The organism is Ramlibacter sp. bp-362 (assembly GCF_054956735.1).
Map to the genome: position 1 here is coordinate 186,664 of NZ_JBUDXE010000006.1, position 24,085 is coordinate 210,748.

28 protein-coding genes are annotated in these 24,085 nt (G+C 70.5%); 8 read left to right on the plus strand and 20 right to left on the minus strand.

Annotation, left to right across the window (positions count from 1 at the left end):
- Window positions 1-148: 148 nt before the first annotated feature.
- The 7 genes from ACY0MJ_RS10545 to ACY0MJ_RS10575 form a co-directional block, all read right to left on the minus strand.
- Entirely contained in the window at window positions 149-1,507 is a 1,359-nt protein-coding gene (locus ACY0MJ_RS10545) for a hypothetical protein (protein WP_462638374.1), read from the minus strand.
- 123 nt (window positions 1,508-1,630) lie between these two features.
- The gene (locus tag ACY0MJ_RS10550; RefSeq protein ID WP_462638375.1) at window positions 1,631-1,918 is read right to left on the minus strand and encodes a hypothetical protein; all 288 of its coding nucleotides are present in this window, start codon (window positions 1,916-1,918) and stop codon (window positions 1,631-1,633) included.
- A gap of 20 nt (window positions 1,919-1,938) precedes the next feature.
- Window positions 1,939-2,439 (minus strand): BON domain-containing protein, encoded by a 501-nt coding sequence (locus ACY0MJ_RS10555; RefSeq protein WP_462638376.1) that lies wholly within the window; start codon window positions 2,437-2,439, stop codon window positions 1,939-1,941.
- Window positions 2,432-2,938 (minus strand): hypothetical protein, encoded by a 507-nt coding sequence (locus ACY0MJ_RS10560; protein ID WP_462638377.1) that lies wholly within the window; start codon window positions 2,936-2,938, stop codon window positions 2,432-2,434. Before ACY0MJ_RS10560 ends, ACY0MJ_RS10555 begins: the two co-directional genes overlap by 8 nt.
- Window positions 2,939-2,950: 12 nt before the next feature.
- Window positions 2,951-3,931 carry a non-homologous end joining protein Ku gene (gene ku, locus ACY0MJ_RS10565; protein WP_462638378.1) on the minus strand — a complete coding sequence of 327 codons (981 nt, stop codon included), beginning with the start codon at window positions 3,929-3,931 and terminating at the stop codon, window positions 2,951-2,953.
- Between the two features lie 106 nt (window positions 3,932-4,037).
- The gene (locus tag ACY0MJ_RS10570; protein ID WP_462638379.1) at window positions 4,038-4,289 is read right to left on the minus strand and encodes a hypothetical protein; all 252 of its coding nucleotides are present in this window, start codon (window positions 4,287-4,289) and stop codon (window positions 4,038-4,040) included.
- A gap of 89 nt (window positions 4,290-4,378) precedes the next feature.
- On the minus strand, window positions 4,379-4,612 hold the full coding sequence (locus ACY0MJ_RS10575; RefSeq protein ID WP_462638380.1) for a KGG domain-containing protein: 234 nt from the start codon (window positions 4,610-4,612) through the stop codon (window positions 4,379-4,381).
- A gap of 205 nt (window positions 4,613-4,817) precedes the next feature.
- Between ACY0MJ_RS10575 and ACY0MJ_RS10580 the strand changes: the two genes are divergently transcribed.
- Entirely contained in the window at window positions 4,818-6,233 is a 1,416-nt protein-coding gene (locus ACY0MJ_RS10580; RefSeq protein ID WP_462638382.1) for a sensor histidine kinase, read from the plus strand.
- On the opposite strand, the gene ACY0MJ_RS10585 is transcribed toward ACY0MJ_RS10580, so the two are convergent.
- The 7 genes from ACY0MJ_RS10585 to pcp all read right to left on the minus strand — a co-directional run bounded on the left by ACY0MJ_RS10585 (window position 6,223) and on the right by pcp (window position 11,962).
- A complete protein-coding gene (locus ACY0MJ_RS10585) occupies window positions 6,223-6,816 on the minus strand; it encodes a response regulator transcription factor (protein ID WP_462638383.1) in 594 nt (197 codons plus the stop codon). The two genes, ACY0MJ_RS10580 and ACY0MJ_RS10585, sit on opposite strands and share 11 nt — an antisense overlap.
- 63 nt (window positions 6,817-6,879) lie before the next feature.
- Window positions 6,880-8,169, minus strand: coding sequence for a tryptophan--tRNA ligase (locus ACY0MJ_RS10590; RefSeq protein ID WP_462638385.1), 1,290 nt, complete (start codon window positions 8,167-8,169; stop codon window positions 6,880-6,882).
- A 5-nt stretch (window positions 8,170-8,174) separates the two neighbouring features.
- Entirely contained in the window at window positions 8,175-8,843 is a 669-nt protein-coding gene (locus ACY0MJ_RS10595) for a site-2 protease family protein (RefSeq protein WP_462638386.1), read from the minus strand.
- A gap of 12 nt (window positions 8,844-8,855) precedes the next feature.
- Entirely contained in the window at window positions 8,856-9,491 is a 636-nt protein-coding gene (locus ACY0MJ_RS10600) for an L-threonylcarbamoyladenylate synthase (protein ID WP_462638387.1), read from the minus strand.
- A 4-nt stretch (window positions 9,492-9,495) separates the two neighbouring features.
- On the minus strand, window positions 9,496-10,398 hold the full coding sequence (locus ACY0MJ_RS10605) for a DMT family transporter (protein WP_462638388.1): 903 nt from the start codon (window positions 10,396-10,398) through the stop codon (window positions 9,496-9,498).
- Window positions 10,395-11,249, minus strand: a complete 855-nt coding sequence (locus tag ACY0MJ_RS10610; RefSeq protein WP_462638508.1) for a 3',5'-nucleoside bisphosphate phosphatase — start codon at window positions 11,247-11,249, stop codon at window positions 10,395-10,397. Before ACY0MJ_RS10610 ends, ACY0MJ_RS10605 begins: the two co-directional genes overlap by 4 nt.
- A 44-nt stretch (window positions 11,250-11,293) precedes the next feature.
- Window positions 11,294-11,962 (minus strand): pyroglutamyl-peptidase I, encoded by a 669-nt coding sequence (gene pcp / locus ACY0MJ_RS10615; protein WP_462638389.1) that lies wholly within the window; start codon window positions 11,960-11,962, stop codon window positions 11,294-11,296.
- 26 nt (window positions 11,963-11,988) lie between these two features.
- Here pcp and ypfJ point away from each other — a divergent pair, with 26 nt between their 5' ends.
- Together ypfJ and ACY0MJ_RS10625 are read left to right on the plus strand one after the other, a co-directional pair.
- Window positions 11,989-12,858 (plus strand): KPN_02809 family neutral zinc metallopeptidase, encoded by an 870-nt coding sequence (gene ypfJ, locus ACY0MJ_RS10620; protein WP_462638391.1) that lies wholly within the window; start codon window positions 11,989-11,991, stop codon window positions 12,856-12,858.
- A 196-nt stretch (window positions 12,859-13,054) separates the two neighbouring features.
- A complete protein-coding gene (locus tag ACY0MJ_RS10625) occupies window positions 13,055-14,464 on the plus strand; it encodes a DEAD/DEAH box helicase (protein ID WP_462638392.1) in 1,410 nt (469 codons plus the stop codon).
- A gap of 32 nt (window positions 14,465-14,496) precedes the next feature.
- Here ACY0MJ_RS10625 and ACY0MJ_RS10630 read toward each other — a convergent pair whose 3' ends face one another.
- Window positions 14,497-15,327 carry a symmetrical bis(5'-nucleosyl)-tetraphosphatase gene (locus tag ACY0MJ_RS10630; RefSeq protein WP_462638393.1) on the minus strand — a complete coding sequence of 277 codons (831 nt, stop codon included), beginning with the start codon at window positions 15,325-15,327 and terminating at the stop codon, window positions 14,497-14,499.
- The gene (locus ACY0MJ_RS10635; RefSeq protein WP_462638394.1) at window positions 15,312-16,274 is read right to left on the minus strand and encodes a DUF2971 domain-containing protein; all 963 of its coding nucleotides are present in this window, start codon (window positions 16,272-16,274) and stop codon (window positions 15,312-15,314) included. The genes ACY0MJ_RS10630 and ACY0MJ_RS10635 overlap by 16 nt, the downstream gene beginning before the upstream one ends.
- Window positions 16,275-16,319: 45 nt before the next feature.
- Between ACY0MJ_RS10635 and ACY0MJ_RS10640 the strand changes: the two genes are divergently transcribed.
- Together ACY0MJ_RS10640 and ACY0MJ_RS10645 are read left to right on the plus strand one after the other, a co-directional pair.
- Window positions 16,320-17,624 (plus strand): hemolysin family protein, encoded by a 1,305-nt coding sequence (locus tag ACY0MJ_RS10640; RefSeq protein WP_462638395.1) that lies wholly within the window; start codon window positions 16,320-16,322, stop codon window positions 17,622-17,624.
- Between the two features lie 11 nt (window positions 17,625-17,635).
- Window positions 17,636-18,388 (plus strand): SapC family protein, encoded by a 753-nt coding sequence (locus ACY0MJ_RS10645; RefSeq protein ID WP_462638396.1) that lies wholly within the window; start codon window positions 17,636-17,638, stop codon window positions 18,386-18,388.
- Window positions 18,389-18,391: 3 nt separating this feature from the next.
- Here the strand turns inward: ACY0MJ_RS10645 and ACY0MJ_RS10650 are convergent, their stop codons facing one another.
- From ACY0MJ_RS10650 to hppD, 4 genes are all read right to left on the minus strand, one after another.
- On the minus strand, window positions 18,392-18,613 hold the full coding sequence (locus ACY0MJ_RS10650) for a hypothetical protein (RefSeq protein WP_462638397.1): 222 nt from the start codon (window positions 18,611-18,613) through the stop codon (window positions 18,392-18,394).
- Between the two features lie 195 nt (window positions 18,614-18,808).
- Window positions 18,809-19,207, minus strand: a complete 399-nt coding sequence (gene crcB, locus ACY0MJ_RS10655; RefSeq protein ID WP_462638398.1) for a fluoride efflux transporter CrcB — start codon at window positions 19,205-19,207, stop codon at window positions 18,809-18,811.
- A 93-nt stretch (window positions 19,208-19,300) separates the two neighbouring features.
- Window positions 19,301-19,612 (minus strand): hypothetical protein, encoded by a 312-nt coding sequence (locus ACY0MJ_RS10660; protein ID WP_462638399.1) that lies wholly within the window; start codon window positions 19,610-19,612, stop codon window positions 19,301-19,303.
- 222 nt (window positions 19,613-19,834) lie between these two features.
- Window positions 19,835-20,926, minus strand: a complete 1,092-nt coding sequence (gene hppD / locus ACY0MJ_RS10665) for a 4-hydroxyphenylpyruvate dioxygenase (protein WP_462638400.1) — start codon at window positions 20,924-20,926, stop codon at window positions 19,835-19,837.
- Between the two features lie 219 nt (window positions 20,927-21,145).
- Here hppD and ACY0MJ_RS10670 point away from each other — a divergent pair, with 219 nt between their 5' ends.
- From ACY0MJ_RS10670 to ACY0MJ_RS10680, 3 genes are all read left to right on the plus strand, one after another.
- On the plus strand, window positions 21,146-21,820 hold the full coding sequence (locus ACY0MJ_RS10670) for a response regulator transcription factor (RefSeq protein WP_462638401.1): 675 nt from the start codon (window positions 21,146-21,148) through the stop codon (window positions 21,818-21,820).
- Window positions 21,807-23,246: a sensor histidine kinase gene (locus ACY0MJ_RS10675; protein WP_462638403.1), complete on the plus strand. Its 1,440-nt coding sequence runs from the start codon at window positions 21,807-21,809 to the stop codon at window positions 23,244-23,246. The genes ACY0MJ_RS10670 and ACY0MJ_RS10675 overlap by 14 nt, the downstream gene beginning before the upstream one ends.
- 129 nt (window positions 23,247-23,375) lie before the next feature.
- Window positions 23,376-24,083 carry a TerC family protein gene (locus ACY0MJ_RS10680; protein ID WP_462638404.1) on the plus strand — a complete coding sequence of 236 codons (708 nt, stop codon included), beginning with the start codon at window positions 23,376-23,378 and terminating at the stop codon, window positions 24,081-24,083.
- Window positions 24,084-24,085 lie beyond the last annotated feature (2 nt).

Sequence of the window (24,085 nt, forward strand, 5' to 3'; positions counted from 1 at the left end):
TGTCCCCCTGATCCGTGCCGTCCTTGTCCGGCGCTCGAATCTGTTTCAAGAAGTATCAGGCAGGAGCGTCCGCCAGCCAAGGCCGCTCGCGCGGCCCGGCGGCACCGTTCATCCCGGCCACGGGGGCCGGGCGTGACGGAGTTGCGGCTCAGCCCTGGCGCTGGATCAGCGTGAGGCGCTCTTCCGCGCTCATGTTGCCGTTGCTGGCGGTCAGGCGCACGTCGTAGCGGGTGCCCGGGATCGGCAAGCCGCGCGGGTTGACGCCGACCTCGAAGTGGCCGTTGCGGTCGGCCTGCACGCTCAGGTCGGCGACGGGCTGGGTGACGCCCAGCACCCCGCCCACGTTGGCCACCTCGGTCACCTGCACGCGCACGTTGGCGAACGGCGCGGTGCGGCCCTCGATCGCCAGGCGCCCGTCCGCGTCGACCACCGCGTTGTCGCGGTGGCTGGTCACGGTCAAGGGCAGGTGGGCGGAACCCAGGCGCTCGCCGCGCGGGGCCACGTCGAAGGTCCAGCCCTTGGTGGTGGCGTTGCCCGCCTCGTCGCGCACGGTCAGTTCCGCCGTGTAGCGGCCGGGGTCCAGGTCGGCGCGGTAGTCCACCTCGTCGTCCGAGACGCGCGCGTCGCGGGTGACGTCGCGGCCGTTCACGCGCAGCCGCACGGAGTCGCGGTCGATCCCGCTGCCTTCGTCGCCGATCTTCGCCGAGATGTGCGTGCGCCCGCGCTCGCCGACCTGCTCGCCGTTCGCCGGCGTCAGGTCGCTGATGGTGGGCGAGCGCTCGTCGCGTCCGGCGCGGCGTTCCTCGTCGCGGCCGCGCAGGTCCACCCGGGCGGTCACGCGCTGCTTGCCTTCGCGCAGCGTCGCCACAGCCTTGTCGAAAGCGTCGAGGTCGTCGCGCCGGCGGACCGTGTAAGTTCCCTCGTACACGCCCGGCCGGACTTCGTCCAGGTCGATGCCGCTGATCACGCCCGGGATGTCCACCCAGGCGTTTGCGCCCGGCGCGCCGTGCACGCGGAAGCGCAGCTCGCGCCCGGCCTCCAGCCGGCCCATCGGCCGCATCACGAAGCGCTCGATCGCGAGGCGCGGCGCCGGGGCGTTGCCCATGGCCAGCGCCTGGAAGCTGGTGGGATAGTTGAACTGCCGCGAGTAGGTGCGTTCGCCGAAGGTCACGCGCGCCGTCAGGAGCTGGGTCGGGTCGATGCGGTCGCTGCGGCGCACGACGTAGGAGCCTTCGTAGGTCCCCTTGGCCTTCTGCCGCAGGGGCACGCGGATGCCGCTGTCGCCCAGCGCCAGGCTGGCGCGCCGGGCATTGGGCGTGGCGAACACCTGCACGCGCAGCGTCGCGCCGGGCGACAGGCCGGCATCGGAATTCAGCGACATGTTGCGGATGCTGGGCTGCGCCACGACGGCGCGCGGGGCGGCGTCGGCGGCCGGCGCGACCAGGCCGAAGCCCAGTGGCGCCAGCAGCATGATGGCCGCGGCCGTGGAACGGAATCTTGCTTTCATGGGAATACCTCCTGGATCTCTGGATGAGACCAAGCTAGGCGGAGGAGCTCGACGGCGGCGTAGGCTGGCTCGCGCGTCCGGCGTCGGAGGCGCGCTCGGCGGGGTGCAGGAAGGCCCGGCTCGTCAGTGCCGCGGCGGGGCCGGCGGCTTCTGCGCGTCGATGTCGCGGTCCACCGGCATCTCGCTGGGCGAGCCGCCCTGGAAACTCGTGAGGCGCGTGTCCTCGCCGCCCTCGCCGAAGAACTGTTCCGCCGCCTCGCCGCGCGCCACCTCCATGCGGTACCAGGCGTAGCCCCCGGCGGCGACGACCAGGAGCGCGATCCCGCCCCAGGAATGCAGCCAGGCGGAGAGGGCCAGCAGCAGCACCGCCGCGAGGACGGCGGCGGCGAGCAGGGAAGCGGAGCGTTTCATGGCGGCGGGTGCCGCCGATCCTAACGGGTCGCGGCTTCGGAAGGAACAGGCGCGTCGCGGCTGGCGATCTCGTGCGGCAGGTCGTGCGCCGACATGGCGTTCACGAGCTTCTGCACGCCGGCCATCTGCTGCACCTGCGCGAGCAGGCCGTCGCGCTCCTTCGCCAGGATGCGGCCGCTCAGGCGCACGACGCCGTTGTCCACGCCGACCTGGATCGCGCCGGGGTGGCTCACCATGCGGCCGAGCCGCGCCTGGATCGCGTCGCGCAGTTCCGCGTCCGTGCGCGGGTCGGCGTAGGTGGGCCGCAGGTAGGCGCGGCGCGGCAGCCGCGTGCGCTGCGGGATGCGGCGCTCGCCGGGCAGGCCGCTGCGCACCAGTTCGGCAAGCAGGGCGCGGCGGCGCTCGCCCAGTTCCGGGTCCAGGTAGTACATCGCCAGGGCGCCGGCTGCGGCCGCGCCGATCGTGGCCAGGGGCTTGTTCATGGCGTCCTCCGGGTCGCTCGCTTGGATGGGTTCAGGCATAGGTGGATTGGCGCCGGGGCGCCGAAGTCGAGGGTTGGATGCGGACGCTGGTGGCCTCCTCCAGGCGGGCGAGCAGCGCCTCGAGGGCGAAGCGGTGCTGCCGCCACAGGGCCAGGAAGCGCTGGTCGTGGTCGGAAGCCAGCCAGGCTTCCGGGTCGCGCAGCCACAGCGACTGCTGCGCGCCGAGGAAGTGCAGCAGGCGGTTGTGCACCGCCAGCAGCTCCGCCATCTCGCCGGCCAGGTCGGGGAACCAGGCGAGGCGGATGGTGCAGGCGTCGTCCAGCGCCGCGGCCGCTTCGCGGCCTTCGCCCTGGAACACGGCGGCCAGCCGCTGGGCGCACACCCAGCTGGAATAGCGCTGCAGCGCCTGCAGCAGCCGCTGGGCCTGCATGCGGCGCAGGTCCTGCGCGCGTTTCGTGCGGGTCAGCAGGCGGCTCAGCACCGCCACCACCAGGAGCGCGGCCAGCAACCAGGCGGCCAGGTAGGTCGTCGATTCCATGGTCTCGTTCTTTCAGGCGGCGCGCCGGGCGCGCGTGGACTTGGCGGAGGTGCGCTTGCTGCCGGTGCTCGCGCGCTTGCGGGGCGCGGCAGCGGCCGTGGCGCGCTCCCGCTCGGGTTTCTTGGGGGCGGAGGTCTTGCGGGCGGGCGCCGGCGCGGGCGCCGACTTGCCGCCGCCCTTCAGGCTGCGGCGCAGCAGCTCGGTCAGGTCGATCACGTCGGCGCCGCCCTGGGCTTCCGGCGCTTCTTCCAGCGGCTCCACCGTCTCGGTGTCGCCCGCCTTCGCCTTGGCTTCCACCAGCTTCATGATCGCGTCGTGGAAGTTGTCGCGGAACTCGCTGGCGCTCCAGTGGCCGGCCATGTCGGCGATCAGGTGCTTGGCCATCTTCAGTTCCGTGTCCTTGATGCCGGCCTTGCCGTTCGGCGGCAGCTGCAGGTCCTCCCAGGAGCGGATCTCTCCGCCCCAGCGCAGCAGGTTCAGCACCAGCGCCGGGCCGCAGGGCAGCACCACGGCCAGGTGCTGCTTGCTGTGGATCACCACCTTGGCCAGGCCCGCCTTGCTCGTTTCCTTCAGCGCCTCGCGCAGCAGGGCGTAGACCTTCTCGCCCTTGTTCACGGGCGCCGTGTAGTACGGCTTTTCCAGGTAGACGAAGGGGATTTCGTCCACGTCGACGAAGGCCTCGATCTCGATGGTCTGCGTCGTGCGCGGGTAGGCCTCGGCGATCTCCTCCGGGGACAGCACCACGTAGTGGCCCTTGGAGGTCGCCACGCCCTTGACCACGTTCTCCTTGTCGATCTCGCGGCCGGTGCGCTTGTTGATGCGCTTGTAGCCCACCGGGTCCATCGTGCGCCGGTCGAGCCAGTCGAAGTCCACGTCGCTTTCCTGGGTGGCCGAGTACAGGCCCACGGGGATGTGCACCAGCCCGAACGTGATGGCGCCTTTCCACAGGGACCGTGTGGAAGTCTTCGCCATGCCTTTCGTGCTGTCTGCCATCGTGCGTGCAAATGTTTCCGCCAGTTTGCGAACATGCGCGGCCGTGGCGTGTGGGACGCGCCCCGACGGTCCTGTAGGCCTTCGCCCATGGCGCCGCGCGCGGCGCTCAGGCGAGGTGTTCCGCGCGCGTCTGCCAGCGCTGCGCCAGCCGGGCGAAGCGCGCACGGCAGCCGCCGTCGAAGCAGTCCTGGTCGGACAGGGTGTGGAGGTTGCGGGAGATGCGCCGGGCCAGCAGCAGGCGGTGGGCCGGCGCCGGGGTCTGCAGGAAGGCCGTCATCAGCGCCAGGGTGGCGAGCCACAGGGCGCGGCTCGCTTCGGCCAGGCGCGCGGAAAGCGCGGCGTCGGGGGCGGATGGCATGGCGCCATCCTGGCGGCTGGCGCCCGGCGGGCCTGTCAGCCCGCCGGCCCAGCCGCGGAACGCCGCGTCCTACGGCCGGGGCTCAGGCCTCAGGCGCGCGGGCCTTCGGCCAGGCCGGGGGTGGCGCGGGCGTGGCGCTTCTTGCCGGCCGCGCGGGCTTCCTCGCTGGTGAACTCGTGCGCGTGGCCGCTCTGGTGGGCCGCGCGGCCGCCCAGGCTGGCGATCTCGCGCTGGCGCTGCGGATCCATGGCAGCGAAACCGCGCAGGGACTTCTTGGGCGCGGGCTTGATGTTGTCGGTGTCGTGGGCGGATTGGGAGTCCATGGGGTCCTCGTCAAGGTTGGTCTGCGAACAGGGCAGGCGCCCTTAGTCCAGGGGTTGCGCTGCCGGCTGGTAGGCGTCAGGTCAACGCAACGGCAGAGTCTGTTCGCTTTGCTGGGCGGCGCTTGTAGGACGATGCCCATAGCTATGTCGGTGCGGTCCTGCCCGCACGCGCGGCGCCGTGGAAACCTTCGTCTAGACTCGCCGCATGAAATCGGAGCCCCTGCCGGTCCCCACGACGTCCACCGAGGCGCAGTGGGTCGAGGGGGAACTGGTTCGCAGCCTGATGCGCAGCCAGCGCAATTCGCAGTGGCTCGCGTTGGTGCTGGTGGGCCTGATCGTCGGCGTGCTGTGGGCCGACGCGTCGCCGGCGCTGATCGCCGCGTGGTCGCTGCTCGCACTGGCGCTCACCGGCTGGCGCGCCTGGGTCCTGCGCCGCTACGAGCGCGAGGTGCTGCGCCAGGGCAGCGACGAACACCTCGCCTTCCTGCGGCGCCACCGGCTGGTGTGGCCGGCATCGGCAATGGCCTGGGGGCTCACGACGGTGCTCTATTTCGACCGCGCCTCGCTGGCCGACCAGTTCATCTGCTGGCTGATGCTCGCGGGCATCGCGATGCTGTCGATCAACAGCCTGTCCGGCCAGCTCGCGACCATGCGCAACTACCTGGACACGCTGGCGGTGACGGCGCTGGCGGTGATGGCGTGGCGCATGGGCGTGGAGCTGAACTTCCGCGGCCCGACGTACCACTGGTGGCTGGTCACGCTGCTGCTGCTGTTCTGGCTGGTGCTGCGCAACGCGGGCCAGCGGCTGCACGAGACGCACCGCAAGAACTTCGAGCTGCAGTTCCGCAACACGCAGCTGATCGAGTCGCTCACCCGCCAGACGCAGGCGGCGCTGGACGCGGTGGAGATCAAGAACCGCTTCCTCGCGAGCGCGGCGCACGACATCCGCCAGCCGGTGCACGCGCTGGGCCTGTACGCCGACTGGCTGGGGACCGAGCCGGAACTGGTGCACGAGATCGCGCCCAAGATCGTGGAGTCGACCAAGGCGGTGAACCGCCTGTTCGATTCGCTGTTCGACCTGGCGCGGCTCGACTCCGGCAAGGTCCGCCTGAACGTGGACACGGTCAACGTCGCGACGCTGCTGCACGAACTGGAGCTGCAGCACCGGCCGCTGTGCGAAGCCAAGGGCCTGCAGTTCCGCATGCGGGTGCAGCCGGGGACCGCGGTGTCGGACCCCATCCTGCTGCAGCGGATCCTGGGCAACCTGATCTCCAACGCGGTGAAGTACACGCAGAAGGGCGGCATCCTCGTCGCGTCGCGCAAGGGCCGCGGCGGCCCGCGCGTGGAGATCTGGGACACCGGCGTGGGCATCGCGCCGGTGCACCAGCGCGAGATCTTCCGCGAGTTCTACAAGGTGCCGGCGCACGGCACCGAGGACGGCTTCGGCCTGGGCCTGTACATCGTGGGCCGGCTCACGCTGATCCTGGGGCACCCGCTGACGCTGTGCTCGCGCCAGGGACGCGGGACGGTGTTCCGGCTGCAGCTGCTGCCGACCGACGCGGCGGCGGCGGCGGAGCGCGCGGTGTCGCTCGCCACGACGCGGGACGAGCCTACGAGGTGAGCAGCCCGTGCATGCGGGCGTAGTGGATCGTCTGCGTGCGGCTCTTCACGCCGAGGCGGCGGAACAGGCGCCACAGGTGCACCTTCACCGTGTGCTCGCTGATCCCCAGTTCGTCGGCGATCTCGCGGTTGGACAGGCCGCGGTCCAGCATCACGATCAGCTGCTTCTGGCGCTTGGACAGCTTGCTGTCGGTGGGCGCGAGTTCCTCGAACTGCCCGTCGGCCGACAGCAGCGCGCGCAGCGCGTTGCCGATCTCCTGGCCGCCCGAGGACTTCTCGATGTAGATGTCGGCGCCGGCCTCGATGCAGGCTTCCTCGGCGTCTCCCGCCGGCGACGCGGACAGCACCGCCAGCGGCGTCTCGGGAAAGCGCTTCTTCAGTTCGTGCACGCCGGAGGTGCCGGTGGTGTCGGGCAGCTTCAGGTCGAGCGTGATCAGGTCGGGCGTGCCGTGCTGCTTGACGGCCGCCTCGATGCCGCCCAGGCGGTCCAGTTCGACGACGTTGGCGCCGGGGCGCATGCGGCGCAGCAGCATCACCACGGCCTCGCGCATCAGCGGGTGGTCGTCGATGACGTAGAGGTTCATGGTTTGGTACAAATGTTTTTCCGGGGACAGCGGCAAGGATAACGCGTTCGCCGGCGTAATGCCTTAGTGTGCGGCCGCCAGCTCCTTCAGCGCGGCCTCGACCTGCGCGGCCGTGACGCCCTCGGCCGCCGTCGCCACCGCCGGGTCCGGCAGCGCCTGCGCCGACTTCAGCCGGGCGATGGCCTGGCCCGCTTCTTTGGGCGAGGCGAAGCCGGCGCCCTGCAGCAGCAGCCGCCCCTGCGCGTCCACGAACTTGAAATAGAAGCGGCCGTCCGCCTCGCGGTACTGCTTGAAGCTGGGCAGCGCCGCCTTCGCCTTGTCCTTCTTCGCGCCGCCGGCCGCGCTCGCCAGGTTGCGCAGGCCCACGGCCTGGCGCAGCTCGCGCAGCAGCGGCGTCGCGCGCGCGCGCGCCTTGGCGGCGCCCGCCTGCAGGATGTCCTCGAGCTCCCGCGGATGGGCGACCAGGTGCTCGTAGCGCTCGCGCATGGGCGCGATCTCGCGGTCGATGCGCTCGAACAGCAGCTGCTTCGCGTCGCTCCAGGCGATGCCGTCGGCATAGGCCTGGCGCAGCTTCTGCGTCTCCTCGGCCGAGGCGAAGGCCTGGTAGATCTGGAACAGGGCCGAACCTTCGGTGTCCTTGGGCTCGCCGGGCGCGCGCGAGTCGGTGACGATGGAGAAGATCTGCTTGCGCACCTGCTCGCGCGGGCCGAAGAGGGCGATCACGTTGTCGTAGCTCTTGCTCATCTTGCGGCCGTCCAGGCCGGGGAGCATCGCCACCGAATCGTCTACCGCCGCCTCCGGCAGCACCAGGTGTTCGCCGTAGAGGTGGTTGAAGCTCTGCGCCATGTCGCGCGCCATCTCGATGTGCTGGATCTGGTCGCGGCCGACCGGGATCCAGTGCGCCTTGAACATCAGGATGTCGGCGGCCATCAGCACCGGGTACATGAACAGGCCCATGCTGACGTCGTTGTCGACGTCGACACCGGCCGCGACGTTCTTGTCTACCTGCGCCTTGTAGGCGTGGGCGCGATTGAGCAGGCCCTTGCCGGTCACGCAGGTGAGCAGCCAGGTGAGCTCGGGGATCTCGGGGATGTCGGACTGCCGGTAGAAGAACACCTGCTGCGGGTCCAGCCCGGCGGCCAGCCAGCAGGCGGCGATCTCCAGCGTCGAGCGCTGGATGCGCGCCGGCTCGTCGCACTTGATCAGCGCGTGGTAGTCGGCCAGGAAATAGAAGTTCTCGGTGCCGGGGCGGCGGCTGGCCTGCACGGCCGGCCGGATGGCGCCGACGTAGTTGCCCAGGTGGGGCGTGCCGGTCGTGGTGATGCCGGTGAGGTAGCGGACGGGAGCGGCCATGGGGATCAGGAAAACAGGAAGGTCAGCGGCGTCAGCAGCAGGTCCAGCAGCTGGTAGCCGAACGAGATCAGGGGGCGCAGCCACAGCGAGCTGACGATGCCCACCACGACCAGGGCCATCACGATGAAGAAGCCCCAGGGCTCGACGCGCGACAGCGCGTAGGCCTGGCGCGGCGGCAGCAGGCCGACCAGCACGCGGCCGCCGTCCAGCGGCGGGACCGGGAACAGGTTGAAGGCCCACATCACCAGGTTCACCAGCACGCCGGCCTTGCACATCTCGAGGAAGAAGCGCTCGCGCAGGCCCAGGCCCACCAGCAGGGTGAACAGCAGCGCCCACAGGATGGCCTGGACGAAGTTGGAGGCCGGGCCGGCGAGCGCCACCCAGACCATGTCGCGCTTCGGGTGGCGCAGGGCCCCGAAGTTCACCGGCACCGGCTTGGCGTACCCGAACAGGAAGGCGCCCGAGGTGGCGAAGTACAGCAGCAGCGGCATCAGGATGGTGCCGATGGGGTCGATGTGCTTGATGGGGTTGAGCGTGACGCGCCCCATCATGTACGCCGTGTTGTCCCCGAAGTGGCGCGCCACGTAGCCGTGCGCCGCCTCGTGGATGGTGATCGAGAAGAGCACCGGCAAGGCGTAGATCAGGACGGTCTGGATCAGGTTGTTGATTTCCACCCGGGGATTGTCTCAGAGCCCCAGGAGGGAGGCGTCGCCGCGCCCTTCGCGCACCAGCACCGGCTCGCCGCCCGTCTGCATGGGCGTGAGGTCCACCACCGTAGTCGGCTGGGCGACGCAGGGGCCGGCGCCGATCACCGCGTCCAGCACCTTCTGGAACCGCTGGCGGATCTGGTCGGGGTCGTTCACCGGTTCGGGGGCGTTCGGGTCGTTCAGGGTGGTCGCCAGCAGCGGCGCCCCGTGCAGTTCCAGCAGCTCCTGCAGCACCTTGTGGTCCGGAACCCGCAGGCCGATGGTCTTGCGCTGCGGGTGGCTCACGCGCCGCGGCACCTCGCGGGTGGCGTCGAGGATGAAGGTGAAGGGTCCCGGCGTCACCGACTTGAGCAGCCGGTACTGCTTGTTGTCCACGCGCGCGTAGTTCGCGAGTTCGCTCAGGTCGCGGCACAGCAGCGTGAGCAGGTGCTTCTCGTCGACGTGGCGGATCTGGCGCAGCCGGTCGGCGGCGGCCTTGTCGTCCAGGTGGCAGGCGATGGCGTAGCTCGAGTCCGTGGGCACGGCGATCACGCCGCCGCCCGCCAGGATGGCCACCGCCTGCTTCAGCAGGCGCGGCTGGGGGTTGTCCGGGTGGAGCTCGAAGTACTGGGCCATGGCTTCAGGCCGCCGCGCGCCGCTCCCGTACCGTGAGCCAGGCGCCGGCCGCGCCGCAAACCGCGATCATGACGATTCCGGCGAGCGACAGGTGGTCCGGGACGTGCCGGAACACCAGCACGCCGCCGAGCATGGCGAAGGCGATCTGCGTGTAGAGGTAGGGCGTCAGTGTCGCGGCCGGCGCCCGGTAGTAGGCCAGGATCAGCGCGAAGTGGCCGATGGTGGCCATCAGTCCCATGAAGCACAGCGCCGCCCAGAGCCAGGGGTCGGGCAGCGCCGTCCAGACGAAGGGCAGGGTGAGCGAGGCGGCGATCGTGCCCGTCCAGCCCGTGTAGAGGTGCATGGTGACCGGGTCCTCGGTGCGCGCCAGCTTGCTGGTGAGCACCTGGAACCAGGCGTTGCTGGCCACCAGCGCGATGGGCAGCAGGCTGCTCCAGCCGAAGCTCTGGCCGCCCGGCCGGATGATCACCAGCGTGCCGGCGAAGCCGCCGGCCACCAGCAGCCACCGCAGCAGCGACACGCGCTCCTTGAGCATCGTGGCGGCGAGCAGCGTGATCACGAGCGGCGTGATCATCACGATCGCCGTGAATTCGCCGACCGGCAGGTAGCGCAGGCTCGCGAAGGCGAGCAGGCTGCTGGTGAGCAGCAGCAGGCCGCGCACCAGCTGCCAGCCGAGATGGCGTGTGCGCCAGATCGCCATGCCGCGCTGGGGCAGCACGACGACGGTCGTCGCGACGGCCTGGAAGAAGTAGCGGAACCACAGCGCCATGAGCAGCGGCACCGCCAGGCTCACGTACTTGGTGGTGGTGTCCAGCGCCGCGAAGCAGGCGCTGGCGGCGACGACGAGGGCGATGCCCGCCAGCGCCTGCGGCGGACGCAGCGGCAGGGCCGCGGACTGGCTGCTCACTGGATGCGGTCGGCCAGCAGTTCCCACACCGGCGTCAGTTCGCCCGGCAGGAAGGGCAGCTGGCCCAGGTCGGTGTGGCTTTCGTCGGGGCTGTGGAAGTCGCTGCCGCGCGAGGCGGCCAGGCCGAACTCGCGGGCGGCGTCCGCGTACTTCACGTATTCGGCCGCGGTGTGGCTGCCGGTCACGACTTCCACGGCGCGGCCGCCATGGGCCTTGAATTCGGTGAACAGGGCGTATTCCTCGTTGGCGCTGAACTTGTAGCGGGCCGGATGGGCGATCACCGCCATGCCGCCGGCGTCGGCGATCCAGCGCACGGCGTCCTTCAGCGAGGCCCAGCGGTGCGGCACGTAGCCGGGCTTGCCTTCGGTGAGGTAGCGGCGGAACACCTCGCTCGTGTCCTTGCAGACGCCGGTCTCCACCAGGAATCGGGCGAAGTGGGTGCGCGAGATGAGGGAAGGGTTGCCGACGTACTTGAGCGCGCCTTCGTAGGCGTCGCGGATGCCCACCTGCGCCAGGCCGGCGGCGATCTCCTGCGCGCGCGCGCCGCGGCCGCCGCGCGTGGCCTCGAGGCCGCGCTGCATCTGCGGGTCGTCGGCGTCGAAGCCGAGGCCGACGATGTGGACCGTCTCGCCCGCGAAGGTGACGGAGATCTCGGTGCCGGTGAGGTAGCGCATCCCGTGCGCGCGGGCCGCCGCGGCGGCGCGGTGCTGGCCGCCGATCTCGTCGTGGTCGGTCAGGGCCCAGAGCTCCACCCCGTTGGCCGCCGCGCGGGCCGCCAGCACCTCGGGCTCCAGCGTCCCGTCGGAGACGACGGAATGGCAATGGAGATCGGCGTTGAGGATGCTCACTATGGGAGCGATTGTAGGTTTTTCTCCTTTTCCCTTCCGGGCTTCGCTCAATCCAGGGCGCCGGCTTCCTTGCGGATGTCGTGATCCGTCCGCAGGGCGCAGGCGATCGCGATCTCCAGCCCGCGCACGATCTCGGCGAGCGGCATGGAGGGCTCGCCCTGCTCCGGCAGCCAGGGCACGTGGACCAGCCCGCCGCGCACGCCCTGCCACTCCGGCTGGGCCAGCAGGTGCATCAGGCCGTAGAAAGTCTCGTTGCAGACGAAGGTGCCGGCCGTCTGCGACACCTCGGCGCGCACGCCGGCATGCTGCAGGGCCTGCAGCATGGCCTTGATCGGCAGGCCGGTGAACCAGGCCGCCGGGCCGTCCGCGACGACGGGCGCGTCCACCGGCTGGGCGCCGGCGTTGTCGGGGATGCGGGCGTCGTTGACGTTGATGGCGACGCGCTCCAGCGAGATCGCGGCGCGGCCGCCGGCCTGGCCGGTGCAGAGGACGAGCCGCGGGCGGTGCAATTGCAGCAGAGCCGGCAGTTCCCGCCGCCAGGCGCCGAACACCGTGGGCAGCTCGGCGCCGATCACGCGGTGGCCGGCGATGACGCGGCCGTGCAGGGCCTGGACGGCCTGCCAGCTGGGGTTGACCGGGCTGCCGCCGAAGGGGTCGAAGCCGGTCACCAAAACGGACAACGGACTACGCGCGGCCGGGCTGTCAGTCGATAGCATGACTCACTCTACAGCAGGAGACCGCCATGCGTTGGGAAGGCAATCGGGAGTCGTCGAACGTCGAGGACATGCGCTCGGGCGGCGGTGGCGGCTTTGGCCTGGGCGGCGGCACGATCGGCATCGGGACCATCGTGATCGCGCTGATCGGCGGGGCGCTGCTGGGGGTGAATCCGCTGACCCTCCTGGGCATCATGACCGGGGGCGGCTCACCGCAGGTGCAGCAGCAGGGCCCGGCGCCCGCGCCGCCGGCCAACGATCGCGACGCGAAGTTCGTCTCCACCGTGCTGGCCGACACCGAGGACGTGTGGACCAACCTGTTCCAGCAGGGCGGCGCGACGTACCACGACCCGAAGCTGGTGCTGTTCCGCGGCGCCATCCGCACCGGCTGCGGCGCCGGGCAGGCGGCAATGGGCCCCTTCTACTGCCCGGCCGACCAGAAGGTCTACATCGACCTGAGTTTCTACGACACGCTGAAGGACCGCCTCGGCGCGCCGGGCGACTTCGCCCAGGCCTACGTGATCGCGCACGAGGTGGGCCACCACGTGCAGCAGGAGCTGGGCATCAGCGAACAGGTGGAGCGGGCCCGCGCCGGCGCCTCCACCGCGAAGGCCAACGCGATGAGCGTGCGGCTGGAACTGCAGGCCGACTGCTTCGCGGGGGTGTGGGCGCACCACGCGCAGAACGCGCGCAACATCCTGGAGCAGGGCGACATCGAGGAAGCGATGAACGCCGCCCAGAAGATCGGCGACGACGCCCTCCAGCAAGCCGCCGGCCGCGCCGTCGTGCCCGAGAGCTTCACGCACGGCACCAGCGCGCAGCGCCAGCACTGGTTCATGACCGGCCTGCAGGCGGGCACGGTGAAGTCCTGCGACACGTTCTCGGCGGCCAAGCTGTGAGCCGTGCCATGCGACCTGTTTGGAACGCAGAGTGCGCAGAGGTTACGCAGAGAACGCGGAGGGGACATCCTTTTTTAGGCTGTTCTCTGCGTTCCTCTGCGCAACCTCTGCGTCCTCTGCGTTCCAATCTCATGCGAACCCGCCTCTTTGACCACCAAGAGACACGCATTTGCAGAAATGCGACAATTCGAGGTTGATGTCCCAATCCGCCTTTTCCAAACTTTCCCTCGCTGAACCGCTGATGCGTGCCGTGGCCGAAATGGGCTACGAGACGATGACGCCCATCCAGGCCCAGGCCATTCCGGTGGTGCTGTCCGGCCAGGACGTGATGGGCGCGGCGCAGACCGGCACCGGCAAGACGGCCGCCTTCGCCCTGCCGCTGCTGCAGCGGCTGCTGAAGCACGAGAACGCCTCCACCTCGCCCGCGCGGCACCCGGTGCGGGCGCTGGTGCTGCTGCCCACGCGCGAACTCGCCGACCAGGTGGCCCAGCAGGTGAAGCTGTACGCGAAGTACACGAACCTGCGCAGCGCGGTGGTGTTCGGCGGCATGGACATGAAGCCGCAGACCGCGGAACTGAAGCGCGGCGTGGAAGTGCTGGTGGCAACGCCGGGCCGCCTGCTCGATCATATCGAAGCCAAGAACGCCGTCCTGAACCAGGTGGAATACGTGGTGCTGGACGAGGCCGACCGCATGCTGGACATCGGCTTCCTGCCGGACCTGCAGCGCATCCTCTCCTACCTGCCGAAGCAGCGCACCACGCTGCTGTTCTCCGCGACCTTCTCGCCCGAGATCAAGCGGCTGGCCTCCAGCTACCTGCAGGACCCGGTGACCATCGAGGTGTCGCGGCCGAACACGACCGCCTCCACCGTCGAACAGCATTTCTTCAGCGTCCCCGACGACGACAAGCGCCGCGCCGTGAAGCAGATCGTGCGCCAGCGCGGCATCTCGCAGGCCTTCGTGTTCGTCAACAGCAAGCTCGGTTGCGCGCGCCTGGCCCGCTCGCTGGAGCGCGACGGCCTCAAGACCACGGCGCTGCACGGCGACAAGAGCCAGGACGAGCGCCTGAAGGCGCTCGACGCCTTCAAGAAGGGCGAAGTGGACCTGCTGGTGGCCACCGACGTCGCGGCGCGCGGCCTCGACATCAAGGACGTGCCGGCCGTCTTCAACTTCGACGTCCCCTTCAACCCCGAGGACTACGTGCACCGCATCGGCCGCACCGGCCGCGCCGGCGCTTCGGGCCTCGCGGTCACGCTCGTGTCGCCCGGCGACACGCGACTCGTGGCCGACCTCGAGAAGCTGCTGAAGCGCAAGCTGGAGATCGAGCCGCTGGAGTTCGACGACGAACGCCCCCGCGGCCGCATCAACGACGGCCGCCGCGCCTGGCGCGAGCGGGGCGAGGACGACGACCGTCCGCCGCGCCAGGAAGCGCGGCGCGAAGCCCGCCCGGCGCCCGCGCCGAAGGACCCGTTCTTCGACCGCCCCTACGAACCGCCGCAGCGCGAGCAGGCCCCGGCCTGGGAAGCCGGCGCGAAGCCCGCGAGCAACCGCGTCTCGGCCAACATCAAGACCCGGCGCAAGGTACCGGCGCTGTTCAAGGCGGACTGACCGTCACCCCCGCCTGCGCGGGGATGAGGGTGCTATGCCCCCGGCGCCTGCGCCTGCTCGCAATCCACCTGGATCAGTTCGTGCGCGCCGTCCGGCGCGAGCCGCAGCGCGCTCAGGCAGCCGCCCCACACGCAGCCCGTGTCCAGCGCGACGAGGTCGGGCCGGCGCAGGTAGCCGAGCGTCGACCAGTGGCCGAAGGCGATCGTCGTGCCCGCGGTCCGGCGGCCCGGCACGTCGAACCAGGGCAGCATGCCGGCCGGCGCCTGCGTGGGCCCGCCCGAGGCGCGCAGGTCCATCACGCCCTCCGGCGTGCAGAAGCGCAGGCGCGTGAGCGCGTTCACGATCACGCGGAGGCGGTCGGCGCCGGCGAGCGCGTCGTCCCAGCGGTCCGGCTGGTTGCCCCACATCTGCGCCAGGAAGCTCGCGAGCTCCGGTCCGCGCAGCACCGCCTCCACTTCGCCGGCCAGCGACAGCACCTGCGGCACGTCCCAGGATGGCAGCACGCCCCCGTGCACCATCAGGATGCCGTGCGCGTGGATCGCCATGGAGCGGTGCCGCAGCCACTCCAGCATCGCGGCGCGCCGAGGCGAGCCCAGGATGTCGTCCATCGTGTCGTTGCGGTGCGGCGCCCGCTCGCCCTGCGCCACGGCCAGCAGGCTCAGGTCGTGGTTGCCCAGGAGGCACTGCGCCGCGTCGCCGTAAGCGATGAGGCGTTGCAGCACGGCGGCCGAGGCCGGCCCCCGGTTCACCAGGTCGCCCAGCAGGTACAGCGTGTCGCGGCTCGGCGAGAACGCGATCTTCGCGAGCAGCCGGCCGAGCGGCGCGTCGCAGCCCTGGACGTCGCCGATCAGGTAGTGGGCCACGAGCGCTGCGAACGGTAGGGGGTGCTCGACCGGGTCACGCGGTCGGCCCAGGCCGGCTGGTAGATCTCCAGCATGCGCACCACCGAGCGCAGCGCCAGCGGCGTCGCCAGCACCGGGCCCAGGATGATCCGCCGCACCATGTCCTGCAGCCGGGGCGTGCCGCTTTCGTCGCCCAGCACGTCGGTGCAGAAGCGCAGGCGCGGCTCGATGCCGCGGCCGCCGATGGCGTAGTGCAGCTGCTGCGTGAACACGTTGGCGCGGTCCTGCTCGCGCAGGTAGACGATGCGCCACTCGCGCTCCTCGTGGAAGCCGCGGTGCTTGGTGAACAGGGCGAACAGCTTGATGCGCTCGAACAGCGCCGCCGCGGCGTCCTTCATCTGCTCCACCGGCCCGCCCTGGCGCTGCAGCGCCCGCGCGAAGTCCTGCAGCTTGGCGTCCATCCAGGCCTCGCTCGCCTCGTACGACTTGTACTGCACCTGGCGCACCAGCATGGGCGAGCGCGCCGCCAGCAGCGGGCCCATGTCGAAGACGATCGCCACGCCGTTGCCGTCGCCGCCGTAGCCGCGCCACATCGACAGCAGCCCGTCGTCGCCGATCTCGTCGTCGTGCTCCGAGCAGCTGAAGACGTACACGTCGAAGGCCGAGTCGCCGTCGAAGGCGGTGTACAGCGCGTCGAAGGCGTCGAGCAGGGCGTTGTAGTGCGCCGGCGGGCAGGCTTCGCGCAGCCCGGTGTGGCCGCGCACCGCATGCACGCCCAGGTTCATGCCGTAGCGCAGCTCGTCCACGTCGTTCATGTACAGCGGGTTGGAGAACCAGATCTCGCCGGTCTGCGCGATCCGCTCCAGCGTGCCGATGGAGGTGTAGTGCGCCAGCAGGGGCAGCTGGCCGGGCGGCGGCTCGCGCTGCATGTCGGACCAGAGCACGGTGTCGAGGGTTTCTTCAGGCACGGGGGCTTGCAGTAAAGTGCAATGCTTGCGATTCTGTCCTGATTCATGGATTTCCTGCTGATCGCGCTGCTGACGCTGCTCAACGGCCTGTTCGCCATGTCCGAGATGGCCCTGGCCTCCACGCGGCGGGCGCGGCTCGCGGCCCTGGCGGAAGACGGCGACGGCGGCGCCCAGGCGGCGCTGCGGCTGCTGGACCAGCCGACGCAGTTCCTGTCCACCGTGCAGGTGGGCATCACCTCCATCGGCATCATCAACGGCATCATCGGCGAGGCCGCGTTCAGCGCCGACCTCGCGGCCTGGCTGGAAACCCTCAGGATCCCGCCGCGGGCCGCCGCCATCACGGCCACGGCGATCGTGGTGGCCATCATCACCTACGTCACCATCATCTTCGGCGAGCTGGTGCCCAAGCGCATCGGGCAGATCTACCCGGAGCAGATCGCGCGCTCGGTGGCGCGGCCGATGCGCTGGCTGTCGCGCGCGGCCGGCCCCTTCGTGCGCGTGCTGTCCGCCTCCACGCAGGCGATCCTCAAGGTCCTGGCCATCGACACGCGCGCCCGCGCGATGACCGAGGAGGAGATCGCCCACAGCCTGGAGGAGGGCGTGGAGGCGGGCGTGATCGAGCAGCACGAGCACCAGATGGTGCGCAACGTGTTCCACCTGGACGACCGGCCGCTCACCTCGATGATGGTGCCGCGCTCGGACGTGCAGTGGCTGGACGCGTCCACGAGCGTGCGCGACGCGCTCAGGCGCGCCGGCGAGGGCGACGCGCATTCCTGGTACCCGGTGTGCCGCGGCTCGCTCGACGACGTCGTGGGCCTCGTGAGCGTGTCGCGCCTGATCTCGCTGGGCCCGGAGCACGAGGGGCCGGTGGAGCCGCACGCGGTGCCGGCGCTGTTCGTGCCCGAGACGCTGACCGGCATGGAGCTGCTGGAGCAGTTCCGCATCGAGGCGGCGCGGCTGGTGTTCGTGGTCGACGAGTACGGGGTCGTGCAGGGGCTCATCACGCCGCACGACCTGCTGGAGGCGATCACCGGCGAGCTGCAGCCGGCCGAACAGACCGAGGCCTGGGCGACGCAGCGCGAGGACGGCTCCTGGCTGCTGGACGGGCTCATGCCCGTCTCGGAACTCAAGGCGCGGCTGGACATCCGCGAGCTGCCCGAGGAGGACAAGGGCCGCTACAACACGCTGGCCGGCCTGCTGATGGCCGTGTCGGGCCGCCTGCCGGCGGCCGGCGAGCGCATCGACTGCGGCGAGTGGGTGTTCGAGGTGGTGGACCTGGACGGCCGCCGCATCGACAAGGTGCTGGCCCAGGCCGTGCCGGAGCCCGCCGACGCCGCCGCCGGCGATTGAGGGAAAGCGCCGTGTCCGACCTGGTCTGCTACGACAAGCCCGTGCTGCTGGACCGCGCGCGCCACCGCGGGCTGCGCGTGCGGCCCGGCAGCAGCTTCGCGTTCGCGCGGGAGGCGAACGCGCTGCACCTCGCGGGCGCGGAGTTCAACGAGGCCTGCAAGGAATACGCGATCGTCTTCACGCGCGGCGCCGGCGGCGAGGTCGCACCCGTGGTGGTGCTGGGCCTGCGCCAGCGCGAGAACCTGTTCGTGGACGACCAGGGCGTCTGGGACGCGCGCTACGTTCCCGCCTTCGTGCGCCGCTATCCCTTCGTGCTGGCGCAGCTGCCCGGGCAGGCGCTGGGCGTCTGCATCGACGAGGCCTATCCGGGGCTCGCCGAGCACGAGGGCGAACCGCTGTTCGACGCGCAGGGACAGGACACGCCCTTCCTGCGCAACGCGGTGGAGTTCCTCACCCGCTGCCAGCAGGAGGCCGCGCGCACCCAGGCCTTCTGCCGGCGGCTCGACGAAGCCGGCCTGCTGGCGGAGATGAAGGCGCGCGCCGACCTGGTGGACGGGCGCAGCTTCACGGTGAAGGGCCTGCTGGTGGTGGACGAGAAGAAGCTGCTGGACCTGCCCGATGCGACGGCGCTCGCGATGTTCCGCAGCGGCGAGCTGCACCTGGTCTCGCTGCACCTGGCCTCGCTCGCGAACCTGCAGCGGCTGGTGGACCGCCAGGCCGCGCGCAAGAGCCCGATCGCACCGGCGCCGCAGCCGCCGGCCTGAAGCTCAGGCGCGGGCCGGCTCGCGCCCGGCGAAGCGCGCCGGGTCGATCACTTCGACCGCGCCTTCGGCCACCAGCTGGCTCAGCAGCGCATCGAGCTGCTGCGGGGCCATGCGGAAGCGATCCAGCAGCCATTGCCGGTTGACGGGCTGGCTGCTCATGATCGAGAGCATGCGGTAGATCTCGGCCGTGCGGCCGGACTCGGGCAGCTGCGGCCAGGCCTTCATCCGGTAGATGAGGTCGGCGTCCAGGGGGCGCCGGTCACCCGCGGCCGGACGGGTGGGAAGGAATGCGGAACGGCCAGTCTCCTTGCGCCTGGCTCCAAACAACCCGCGAAGCGTCAATGTGAGCATGCAAACAGTGTCCCCCGCGGCTGAGCTGCGGAGCTAAGTGAATGCTCAGCTCAGCGGTAAGACGTTTCCCTATGCGCCGGCAAGGTGCCGGGCGGTCGCGAGCCCGAGCGCAGTGAGCGCCAACGAGCCGACGAGGTGGGTGACGGCTATGGCCAACGCCCAGGCCGTGCGGCCCGATTGCAGGGCCGTGACGACCTCGGCGGAAAAGGTGGAGAAGGTCGTGAGGCCACCCAGCAGGCCGGTCACGATGAAGAGGCGCAGGTTGGCCGGCAGTTCGGGATGCTGGCCCAGCCAGCCCAGGGCCAGCCCGATGCAGTAGCCGCCGACCAGGTTGGCCGCCAGCGTGCCCAGCGGCAGCGCCGTCCACAGCGGGTTCAGGCGCGCCGCCAGCAGCCAGCGCAGCACGGCGCCGATGGAGGCGCCGGCGCTGATGGCCGCCACCGACAGCAGGACGCTGCCGGTGTTCAAGCGGCCGCGCCCCCGGCGGCGGCGCGCCTCACGTCATCCTTGCGCATGGGGCGCAAGGATAGTGCATGGCGCGAACGGCCGGCCAGCGGGTGCTCAGGCCGTCAGTTCGGGCTTCAGTTCGTCGGCGGGGATGATGCCCTGGTCGCCGTCCTCGTACACGAGGTAGGCGGCGTTGCCCATCATGCGCCAGCAGGCCTGGAAGCGCTGGCCCTGGAACACGGCGGACGCGGCGTGGAATTCCCCGGCCATGCCGGGCTCGAGGCGGCTGAGCACCAGCTCGCTCTTGCAGGCCTCCTCGGACAGGCGCACCGAGTCGTCGCCCTGGCGGGCGATCAGCACCTGGGAAAAGGCGGGGGCTGCGGCGAAGGCGGCGAGGATGGCGGCGCAGGACAGGACGGCTTTCATCACGGACTCCAGAATGGACGAGGAAGAGCGCATCTGCAGTGACCGGAGGTGGACCTGAAATCTGCGCTGCTGGGTCCCCATGGTGGGGGCGACCCCGCGCCGGCCGTGTAGGACCGGCGAAGCGGGGCGCGTGCGCGTTCTCCGAGGAAGTCCCTAGTCGGAAAGGCCGCAGGACGCCAAGGCGTGTCCTGCGGCTGGCGCGGCCGGGAGCCGCCCAGGCTCCTAGGCCTCGGCCTTCGCGGCCACCTGCAGCACGCCGCGGCGGATCTGGTCGCGCTCCAGCGATTCGAACAGCGCCTTGAAGTTGCCGTTGCCGAAGCCCTCGTCGCCGGCGCGCTGGATGAACTCGAAGAACACGGGGCCCAGCAGCGTCTCGCTGAAGATCTGCAGCAGCAGCCGCTTCTGCCCGTTGCTCGTGTCGCCATCGAGCAGGATGCCGCGCGCCTGCAGCTCCGCCACCGGCTGGCCGTGGCCGGGCAGGCGCTCTTCGAGCATCTCGTAGTAGATGTCGTTGGGCGCCGTCATCAGCGGCACGCCCGCCATCTGCAGCTGGTCCACCGTCTCGAGCAGGTTGTCCGTGAGGAGGGCGACGTGCTGGATGCCCTCGCCGCTGAACTTCATCAGGAATTCCTCGATCTGCCCGGAGGTCTTGCCCGCCTCCTCGTTCAGCGGGATGCGGATCAGGCCGTCGGGCGCGGTCATCGCCTTCGAGGTGAGGCCGGTGTATTCGCCCTGGATGTCGAAGTAGCGGATCTCGCGGAAGTTGAACAGCCGCTCGTAGAACGCGGCCCAGTGCGCCATGCGCCCGCGGTAGACGTTGTGCGTGAGGTGGTCCACCACCTTGAGGCCCACGCCCTTCGGGTGCCGCTCCACGCCGGGCAGCCATTCGAAGTCGATGTCGTAGATGGACTTGCCGTCCTCGAAGCGGTCGATCAGGTACAGCGGCGCGCCGCCGATGCCCTTGATGGCGGGCAGGCGCAGCTCCATCGGGCCGGTCGGGATCTCGATCGGCTGCGCGCCCAGTTCCAGCGCGCGGTTGTAGGCCTTGTGCGAGTCCTTCACGCGAAAGGCGAGCGCGCAGGCCGAAGGCCCGTGCTCCGCGGCGAAGTAGCCGGCGAGGCTCTTCGGTTCGCGGTTGACGATGAAGTTGATGTCGCCCTGGCGGTACAGCAGCACGTCCTTGGAACGGTGCTTCGCCACGAGCGAGAAGCCCATCTTCTCGAACAGCGGCTCGAGCAGGCCGGGAACGGGCGAGGCGAATTCGACGAACTCGAATCCGCACAGGCCCATGGGGTTGTCGAACAGATCAGCCATGAGGAACTCCTGCGATGAAAACGGAAAACACGGCCGGCGCGCGCCGGCAGGCGGTTCTCGTCAGGCAGGAGGCGCGCCCGGCACGCCGCGCACGCTGCGTGCGAGGTGGTCTCCGATGAAGAGGGCGAATCCGGGCATGGTGGCCGCCAGTCTAACCGCTGCGGCGCGCCGGCGGTGCCGCGGGGCCATGGTGCCCGGCCGGGGTAGCATTGGCGCCCGATGCGCATCCTGCTGGTCGAAGACGACAAGGTGCTGGCCGACGCGCTGTCGCGCGCGCTGGTGCAGTCCGCCCACGCCGTGGACATGGTCTCCACCGGCGAGGAGGCGGACCGCGCGCTGGCGCTCGCGATCTACGACCTGGCCATCCTCGACATCGGCCTGCCGGGGCTCTCGGGCCTGGAGGTGCTCAAGCGGCTGCGCGCGCGCAAGTCCACCATCCCGGTGCTCATGCTCACGGCCTTCGACACCACCGAGGACCAGGTGCGCGGCCTCGACCTGGGCGCCGACGACTACCTCTCCAAGCCCTTCGACCTGCCGGTGCTGGAAGCGCGCGTGCGGGCGCTGCTGCGCCGGGGCAGCAATTCCACGCCCTATCTCGAACACGGCCTGCTGCGCTTCGACACGGTCGGCCGCCGCGTGTTCTACGACCGCAAGCCGCTGGAGCTGTCGCCGCGCGAGCTGGCCGTGCTGGAGCTGCTGCTGATGCGCGAGGGCCGCGTGGTCAGCAAGGAGCAGATGGTCAACCACCTCTATGGCTGGGGCGACGAGGTCGGCGCCAACGCGATCGAGGTCTACGTGTACCGCCTGCGCAAGAAGCTCGAGCCGCTGGGCTGCGAGATCCGCACCGTGCGCGGCATGGGCTACCTGATGGAACGCGGCGATGCCGCGGACTGAGCCGCGCCTGCAGCGCAAGCTGCTCGCCTGGCTGCTCGGGCCGCTGCTGCTGCTGCTGGTGCTGGACACCGCCGCGGCCTACTGGGTGTCGCTGCGCTTCGCCAACCTGGCCTACGACCGCGCGCTGCACGAGATCGCGCGCGAGATCGTGCTGCACGTGCGCCCCGGCGAGGGTGGCCGCCCGCGCCTGGACCTGAGCACCAGCGCCGAAAGCATCCTGCTCACCGACCCGCAGGACCGCCTGTTCTTCCGCGTCCAGGCGCTGGACGGCACGCTGCTGGGCGGCGACCCGGCGCTGCCGCCGCCGCGACTGCGCGGCAAGGAGCCGCGCTTCTACCAGGACCGCGTGCAGGGCGAGCCGGTGCGCATGGTGGCGGCGCGCATGGCCGTCGACGAAGGGCCCCGCGCGCCGGTCGTGCAGGTGCAGGTGGCGGAGACGCTGAACAAGCGCCAGCGGCTCGTCTTCGAGATGCTGGCCAACGTGGTGCTGCCGCAGCTGCTGCTGATCGTGATGGCGACGGCGGTCGTCTGGTTCGGCGTCTCGCGCGGGCTGGAGCCGCTGCAGCGCCTGCGCCGCGCCGTCGCCGGCCGCTCGCACCTGGACCTGAGCCCGATCGCCACGCATGACGTGCCGGGCGAGGTGCGGCCGCTGGTGGACGAGGTCAACGAGCTGATGGCGCGCCTGGGCAAGACCTTCGACTTCCAGAACCGCTTCGTCGCCGACGCGGCCCACCAGCTGAAGACGCCGGTGAGCGGGCTGAAGGCGCAGATCGAGCTGGCGCTGCGCGAGAACGATCCCGAGCGCGTGCGCCACTCGCTCGCGCAGCTGTACATCAGCGCCGATCGCCTCTCGCGGCTGGTGCGCCAGCTGCTCTCGCTGGCGCGCAACGAGCCGGGGGCGCTCGACACGGTGCAGCTGCAGCCGCTGGACCTGAACGCCTTCGCGCTGGAGGTGAGCATGGACTGGGTGCCGATCGCCATCAAGCGCAGCATCGACCTGGGCTTCGAGGGCGTCGAGCAGCCGCTGGTGATCGCCGCCGACCGCGACCGCCTGCGCGAGTTGATCAACAACCTGATCGACAACGCGATCCGCTACAGCCAGGCCAACGGACGCGTGACGGTGCGCACCGCGCGCACACCGGACGGCCAGTGCCGGCTGGCGATCAGCGACGACGGCCCCGCGATCCCGGTGGCGGAGCGCGCCCGCATCTTCGAGCGCTTCCACCGCCTGCTGGGAACGCAGGAGGACGGCAGCGGCCTGGGCCTGGCCATCGTCAGCGAGATCGCCACGCTGCACGGGGCGCGGATCACGCTGGAGGAGGACGTGGACGGGGTGGGGAACACGTTCAGCGTGTTCTTCCGGGCGGCGGACCCTCACCCCGGCCCTCTCCCGCAGGCGGGAGAGGGAGCACGTCCGCGGCTGTAAGCGCGCTGAAAGCTCGCCGACAAGCAGCCGACAGCCGACCGCCAAGAGCCTGTCAGCCCGGCGGCTTAGCCTCGCAGGATCGGAACCGGTGCGCGGTTCCGGGCCTTTTTCAATACGCGAGGAGACACCATGGCCTTCCTGACCAGCCCGGAATTCTGGGTTGCCCTGTCCCAGATCATCCTGATCAACATCGTGCTGTCCGGCGACAACGCGGTGGTGATCGCGCTGGCCTGCCGCTCGCTGCCGCCCGTGCAGCAGAAGCGCGCCATCATCTTCGGCAGCGTCGGCGCGATCGTGCTGCGGGTCATCCTGACCTTCTTCGCCGTCTACCTGCTGACGCTGCCCTACCTGAAGCTCGTGGGCGCGGCCCTGCTGCTGTGGATCGGCATCGGCCTGCTCAAGGGCGAGGACGACGAGGAGGACATCGAGGGCAACTCCGGCCTCATGGCCGCCATCAAGACCATCATCGTCGCCGACCTGGTGATGAGCCTGGACAACGTGATCGGCGTGGCCGCCGCCGCGAAGGGCAACGTGCCGCTGCTGGTGATCGGCCTCGTGATCAGCATCCCGCTGATCATCTTCGGCAGCACGATCATCCTGAAGCTGATGAACCGCTTCCCGATCATCATCACCGCGGGCGCCGCCCTGCTGGGATGGGTGGCCGGTGAAATGGCGCTGACCGACCCGGCGACGCACGGCTTCTTCGAGGCGCACCACTACATGCACAACATCCTGCCGGCGGCCGGCGCCGTGATCGTCGTCGCCGTGGGCAAGTACCTGGCGAGCCGCGCCGCCTCCGGGGAGGAGCGTCCCGCGGCCGACCAGCCCGCCGCCTGAGG

Excerpts from the sequence above, each read along its gene's own strand:
- ACY0MJ_RS10545 (WP_462638374.1), bottom strand. The coding sequence starts at position 1,507 with ATGAAAGCAAGATTCCGTTCCACGGCCGCGGCCATCATGCTGCTGGCG.
- ACY0MJ_RS10590 (WP_462638385.1), bottom strand. The coding sequence starts at position 8,169 with ATGGCCGCTCCCGTCCGCTACCTCACCGGCATCACCACGACCGGCACG.
- ACY0MJ_RS10640 (WP_462638395.1), top strand. The coding sequence starts at position 16,320 with ATGGATTTCCTGCTGATCGCGCTGCTGACGCTGCTCAACGGCCTGTTC.
- ACY0MJ_RS10580 (WP_462638382.1), top strand. The coding sequence starts at position 4,818 with ATGAAATCGGAGCCCCTGCCGGTCCCCACGACGTCCACCGAGGCGCAG.
- ACY0MJ_RS10575 (WP_462638380.1), bottom strand. The coding sequence starts at position 4,612 with ATGGACTCCCAATCCGCCCACGACACCGACAACATCAAGCCCGCGCCC.
- ACY0MJ_RS10670 (WP_462638401.1), top strand. The coding sequence starts at position 21,146 with ATGCGCATCCTGCTGGTCGAAGACGACAAGGTGCTGGCCGACGCGCTG.
- ACY0MJ_RS10550 (WP_462638375.1), bottom strand. The coding sequence starts at position 1,918 with ATGAAACGCTCCGCTTCCCTGCTCGCCGCCGCCGTCCTCGCGGCGGTG.
- pcp (WP_462638389.1), bottom strand. The coding sequence starts at position 11,962 with ATGCTATCGACTGACAGCCCGGCCGCGCGTAGTCCGTTGTCCGTTTTG.
- ACY0MJ_RS10625 (WP_462638392.1), top strand. The coding sequence starts at position 13,055 with ATGTCCCAATCCGCCTTTTCCAAACTTTCCCTCGCTGAACCGCTGATG.
- ACY0MJ_RS10585 (WP_462638383.1), bottom strand. The coding sequence starts at position 6,816 with ATGAACCTCTACGTCATCGACGACCACCCGCTGATGCGCGAGGCCGTG.
- ACY0MJ_RS10555 (WP_462638376.1), bottom strand. The coding sequence starts at position 2,439 with ATGCCTGAACCCATCCAAGCGAGCGACCCGGAGGACGCCATGAACAAG.
- ACY0MJ_RS10560 (WP_462638377.1), bottom strand. The coding sequence starts at position 2,938 with ATGGAATCGACGACCTACCTGGCCGCCTGGTTGCTGGCCGCGCTCCTG.
- ACY0MJ_RS10600 (WP_462638387.1), bottom strand. The coding sequence starts at position 9,491 with ATGGCCCAGTACTTCGAGCTCCACCCGGACAACCCCCAGCCGCGCCTG.
- ACY0MJ_RS10675 (WP_462638403.1), top strand. The coding sequence starts at position 21,807 with ATGCCGCGGACTGAGCCGCGCCTGCAGCGCAAGCTGCTCGCCTGGCTG.
- ACY0MJ_RS10660 (WP_462638399.1), bottom strand. The coding sequence starts at position 19,612 with ATGAAAGCCGTCCTGTCCTGCGCCGCCATCCTCGCCGCCTTCGCCGCA.
- ACY0MJ_RS10570 (WP_462638379.1), bottom strand. The coding sequence starts at position 4,289 with ATGCCATCCGCCCCCGACGCCGCGCTTTCCGCGCGCCTGGCCGAAGCG.
- ACY0MJ_RS10650 (WP_462638397.1), bottom strand. The coding sequence starts at position 18,613 with ATGAAGGCCTGGCCGCAGCTGCCCGAGTCCGGCCGCACGGCCGAGATC.
- ypfJ (WP_462638391.1), top strand. The coding sequence starts at position 11,989 with ATGCGTTGGGAAGGCAATCGGGAGTCGTCGAACGTCGAGGACATGCGC.
- ACY0MJ_RS10680 (WP_462638404.1), top strand. The coding sequence starts at position 23,376 with ATGGCCTTCCTGACCAGCCCGGAATTCTGGGTTGCCCTGTCCCAGATC.
- hppD (WP_462638400.1), bottom strand. The coding sequence starts at position 20,926 with ATGGCTGATCTGTTCGACAACCCCATGGGCCTGTGCGGATTCGAGTTC.
- ku (WP_462638378.1), bottom strand. The coding sequence starts at position 3,931 with ATGGCAGACAGCACGAAAGGCATGGCGAAGACTTCCACACGGTCCCTG.